General features: G+C 64.1%; 4 protein-coding genes. All 4 read left to right on the top strand.

What is annotated here, in order from left to right; all coding sequences use genetic code 11:
- Positions 1-795: 795 nt before the first annotated feature.
- The 4 genes from J1M86_RS25930 (at position 796) to J1M86_RS25945 (ending at position 4,386) form a co-directional block, all read left to right on the top strand.
- Positions 796-1,062, top strand: a complete 267-nt coding sequence (locus J1M86_RS25930) for an SHOCT domain-containing protein (RefSeq protein ID WP_003862069.1) — start codon at positions 796-798, stop codon at positions 1,060-1,062.
- Positions 1,059-2,540, top strand: a complete 1,482-nt coding sequence (locus J1M86_RS25935; protein ID WP_096905124.1) for a multicopper oxidase family protein — start codon at positions 1,059-1,061, stop codon at positions 2,538-2,540. Before J1M86_RS25930 ends, J1M86_RS25935 begins: the two co-directional genes overlap by 4 nt.
- 65 nt (positions 2,541-2,605) lie before the next feature.
- On the top strand, positions 2,606-3,907 hold the full coding sequence (locus J1M86_RS25940) for an APC family permease (RefSeq protein WP_206499037.1): 1,302 nt from the start codon (positions 2,606-2,608) through the stop codon (positions 3,905-3,907).
- Between the two features lie 236 nt (positions 3,908-4,143).
- The gene (locus J1M86_RS25945) at positions 4,144-4,386 is read left to right on the top strand and encodes a DUF2892 domain-containing protein (RefSeq protein ID WP_076599981.1); all 243 of its coding nucleotides are present in this window, start codon (positions 4,144-4,146) and stop codon (positions 4,384-4,386) included.
- The last annotated feature ends 545 nt before the right edge of the window (positions 4,387-4,931 follow it).

Consider the following 4,931-nt stretch of genomic DNA (forward strand, 5'->3'; position numbering starts at 1 on the left):
ATTGGAGGGCAGCAGGGGCTCTATCCGCTCCCACTGCTCGTCGGTGAACTGGCGAAATCGTGACTTCGTCTGTCCCATACGGCCACGGTCTCGCGGGTCACCGCTCAGCTATGGGAGACACGCCCTAAACGGGCCCTTCACTATGAAGGGCCACTAAACGATGCCGAGCTGTAGTTTCTGCGAACTCACCCTTCCCCAAATTTCCCCCATCTTCGAGGGCACGAGGGTTCTCCACCATGGTCTCGATCGTTCCAGCCTGTCCTGAGTGTCAGCTCGCCAGCGGAAATTCTTGATCAGACCTCCACCTGATCTCCACACAAATACGCGGGCGTACCGGCCAATGTGGAACTCGACCGGAAGACAGGGGCGCGGTATGGAGTGGGCGAGTGTAACCGTGGTGGCCATTGGCCTGGGCGTGTTCTGGGCCAGCGTGCTCTGCCTCATTGTCGCCCTGACAGGGACCGCTCCCCAGGCGTGAGACACCCAGGGACCAATCGATGGGTGAGCCGGGTTCAACCACCTACCCCACATACCCCATAGGGATATAATTGGAGGTGTTCCAGTGAGCACCAGCAACGAATATGAAGAGGAGAAGATGTCTATCCAGCCTCGCAGTAACCTTCCGTTGGAAGCGATCGCTGAATCCTGCACGTGCTGCTCCACACCCAGACCCTCGGTGCCGATGCCGATCCACGGTCTCCAGACCGACCGCCACGCCCCGCACCCGGCGCCACCACCCCCCAGACACCGGCGGGCCACACGCTCGGGACTGAGAAGTAGCGAAGGACGATCGCGATGATGTGGAACAACGGGATGGGTTCGGGAATGGGCTGGATGTGGATCTTCTGGCTCTTGGTCATTCTGGGCACGGTGGTGGTCACCGTCGTCCTGGCGAAAGCGTTCACCGGCGGCCGGGGCCAGACCGGAGGGCATGAGCATGTCAAAACCGGGGAACGCCCGCGCCAGCCGCGAGAGATCCTGGACGAACGCTACGCCCGTGGAGAGCTAACCACCGAGGAGTACCGGGAGCGACTACACACTCTGGGCGAGGGACGGCAGTGAGCGAGCTGACCCGACGGCAGCTCCTCGCACTGGGTTTGGCAGGGGCCGGCACCGCCGCCGTGGGCGGGGCCGGCCTGTGGTGGACCGTCAGTGAGGGCAACACCACGAACAGTGGTGGCTTCTCCGACGGTGGTGACGACCTTCTCGAGCCGGACGTGGTGGCCAGTCGGGACGGTGTGCTCGATCTGGAGTTGGTCGCCGCCCCCGCCCGGGTCAAGATCGGCGGGCGAAACGCAAACGTGCAGGCGTTCAACGGCACACTCCCAGGCCCCACCCTGCGCGTTCGGGGCGGAGACACGATCCGAGTGGCGATTGCCAACGAACTCGACACCCCGACCAACCTGCACGTACACGGGTTGCACGTCTCCCCCGAGGGCAATGGCGACAACCCCTTCGTCAGCATCTCCCCCGGCGAGTCCTTCGACTACGAAATCGTCCTGCCAAACGACCACCCGCCCGGGACTTTCTGGTACCACCCCCACCACCACGGCCATGTCGCTGACCAACTGGCGGCCGGACTCTACGGAGCGATCGTTGTTGAGGACCCCGAGCCGGTCCCGGTGTCCCGTGAGCGCACCTTGGTCGTCTCCGACATCACCCTCGACGGCACTGGCAACCCGGCTGCCGCGTCCCCGCCCGAGAAGATGATGGGCCGTCAAGGCGAGATAGTGATGGTCAACGGCCAGGTTCGGCCCCGGGCCACCGCTTCGCCGGGAGAGCGAGAGCAGTGGCGGATCGTCAACGCCTGCCCGTCCCGCTACCTGCGCCTGACCCTGGATGGTCAGTCTCTGCGCCTGCTCGGCCGTGACACCGGCCGCCTACCCGAACCTGTCGACCTCACCGAGGTGACGCTGGCTCCCGGAAACAGAGTCGAACTCCTGGTGGACGCTCGCCAGGGCACCTCCACTCTGCTCAGCATCCCGGTGGACCGCGGCGCCATGCCTGGCATGATGGGCGGACCCATGGCCGGTGCGTTCCCGGCGGACGACGAGCCGATCGGTCTGCTCACGCTGGACGTGACTGGGCCCCCGGCGGACGAACCCGATCCCGTGCCCGCAGGACCGGCCCTGCGGGACCTGCGCACCGCACCGGTAACTGCCCGTCGAACCCTGGAATTCGCCATGGGCATGGGCATGGGCCGTGGGATGCGCGGAGCCGAATCGATGATGTCGTTCACCATCAACGGCCGACAGTTCGACGCCGACCGAAACGACATCACGGTTCGCGCCAGAACTGTGGAGGAATGGACCCTGACCAACACCAGCCCCATGGACCACCCAATGCACCTGCACGTGTGGCCCATGCAAGTCCTCGACGACGGCGAGTCACCCACCTGGCAGGACGTGGTCAACATTCCGGCCTTCGGCCGCGTCACCATCCGCGTGGCCTTCGACGACATCGTCGGCCGCACCGTCTACCACTGTCACATCCTCGACCACGAGGACCTCGGCATGATGGGCACGATCCTGGCCCGCTAAACTCGGCGCACCCGACCGCAAGCACACCGCCAACCCCGCCCGACGAGAAGAAAGTACGGTACCGCATGGATCGCAGCGCCCAGTCCTCGAACTCACTGACCCTCACTGGATCCGTTGCGCTCGGGACGGGGGTGATGATCGGGGCGGGCATTTTCGCCCTGGTAGGGCAGGTCGCCGAGCTGGCCGGGGGGTGGATGCCGTGGGCCTTCCTTGCCGGGGCAGTGGTGGTGGCCTTCAGCTCCTACTCCTACATCCGCTACTCAGCCACCAACCCTTCCTCGGGCGGAATCGCGATGCAACTCAAAGCCGCGTATGGACCCGGGGTCGTGGCTGGCTCGGTTTCGCTGTTCATGTACGTGTCGATGATCCTCGCCGAGTCCCTTCTCGGCCGAACCTTCGGTACCTACATGCTGCGACCGTTCGGGATGCAGGACTCCGACGTGTGGGTCCCGGTGCTGGCCGTCCTCGCCATCGCCGGCGCCGCACTGGTGAACCTGGTGGGCAACCAACTAGTGGAGCGCTCTGCCACGGTCACCGCAGCGCTCAAGATCGTCGGCATCGCGGTGCTGGCGATCGCGGGAATCCTCGCCGCGGGACTCTCCTCCCTGCCCCGGCTCATTACCGCCGCTGGACGCACGCCACCAGACCAGGGATGGGTGGGCTTTCTCGCCGGTGTCACCCTATGCATCCTGGCGTACAAGGGGTTCACCACGATCACCAACCACGGCGGGGATCTGAAGAACCCCAAGCGCAATATCGGCCGCTCAATCATTATTTCCATCGCCCTGTGCACGGCGCTCTATCTATTGATCACCGTCGCAGTCACTGCGAGCCTGACCGTGCCAGAGATCATCGAGGCCCGCGACTACGCACTGGCCGAAGCAGCCCAGCCGATGTTCGGCGACTGGGGCATGAGAATAACCGTGCTTATCGCGGTGGTCGCCACACTGTCTGGACTGATCGCGAGCCTATTCTCAGTCTCGAAGCTCTACGACATGCTCCGAGAAATGGGCCAAGCCCCGGGCCTGCCCGGCCGGCCAGGACATCAGTCGCTCTACATCACCGCCGGGCTGGCGATCGTGATGGCCGCCTTCTTCGACCTCTCCCAGATCGCCTCCCTTGGCGCTATCTTGTATTTGGCCATGGACATTGCCATCCACTTCGGGATCATCCGCCGTCTCAAAAACGACGTCGCCGCCAACTCCTGGATCCCGTTGCTCGCGATCATCCTTGACCTCGCGGTACTGGTGCCCTTCCTGCTCACCAAGAGCCAATCGGACCCGTTCACCCTCGTCACCACCGCGCTAGTGGCCCTAGCCATCGTCCTCGCCCAGTGGCTCGCCGTGCGACACCACCAACACCAGTGAGAACACAGAGCACACCAGAGACTCCAACCAACCCAGCGCGATTCAGGCCGCACGACGCGCGTCCGCTGAGCGCGTTGAGGCGCGCATCTCCCCACACTTGTGGCACACGCCGTACCGGCTTCACCGAACCTTCACGTGAAGGACAGTTCGTCCTTCACAAACACTTGGCAGATTGGGGGTGTACCGATCAATGGTCCCGTGCACTCGGGGCTGGATCGAGCACCCAGGAGGAAACGATGCAGGCGAGATGGAGTATCAACATCACCCCTATCGAAAGGGGCGCTCGCATCGTGTTGGGTCTTCTCGGTGTCGTTGGCGGAGGAATTCTGCTCAGCCAGGCGGACTCCACGGGCGCGGTGATCGTGGAGCTGTTGTTGATCGTGGCTGGTCTGGACCTGATCGTCACTGGTGGGACCGGGCACTGTCCACTGTACAAAAAATTGGGCCGCCTCCCGCTTCGGAAAGGACACCCCTCATGAGCGAGCAATCACCCCAGGAGCGACGGCGCCAGCCACTAGACGCGCCCCCTGATCAGCCCCCCGTTGCGGGGTCGGCTTCCCCCTACAGCGATGGGCCTCTGGAAGAGCAGTACCCGCCCGAGCCCTCGAAGCCCGGACGCTCCGGTCATCGTTGGATGATGCTCGCGTGTTGTGTCCCGATGCTCGTTCTTGTCGGGGTCCTGCTGGTGACCGGGGTCGCAGGCACCGGAGTGATCGTGTTTGGCGCGCTGTGCGTGGCGATGATGGGCCTGATGATGTTCGCAATGCCCGGTGGCCACGGCCATTACCCCGCCACTACACGCTCCTGGGATCCAATCGGCTCAGCATTGAACCGACCAGGAGCGAGCACGACGCGATTTCCAAGGCTGGAGGACACCGAGATGGCTGCAGCGGCCACTAGGGCGTGTCTCCCATAGCTGAGCGGTGACCCGCGAGACCGTGGCCGTATGGGACAGACGAAGTCACGATTTCGCCAGTTCACCGACGAGCAGTGGGAGCGGATAGAGCCCCTGCTGCCCTCCAAT

Source organism: Rhodococcus sp. KRD197, assembly GCF_017168235.1.
Taxonomy (GTDB): domain Bacteria; phylum Actinomycetota; class Actinomycetes; order Mycobacteriales; family Mycobacteriaceae; genus Rhodococcoides.

Excerpts from the sequence above, each read along its gene's own strand:
- J1M86_RS25940 (WP_206499037.1), top strand. The coding sequence starts at position 2,606 with ATGGATCGCAGCGCCCAGTCCTCGAACTCACTGACCCTCACTGGATCC.
- J1M86_RS25930 (WP_003862069.1), top strand. The coding sequence starts at position 796 with ATGATGTGGAACAACGGGATGGGTTCGGGAATGGGCTGGATGTGGATC.
- J1M86_RS25945 (WP_076599981.1), top strand. The coding sequence starts at position 4,144 with ATGCAGGCGAGATGGAGTATCAACATCACCCCTATCGAAAGGGGCGCT.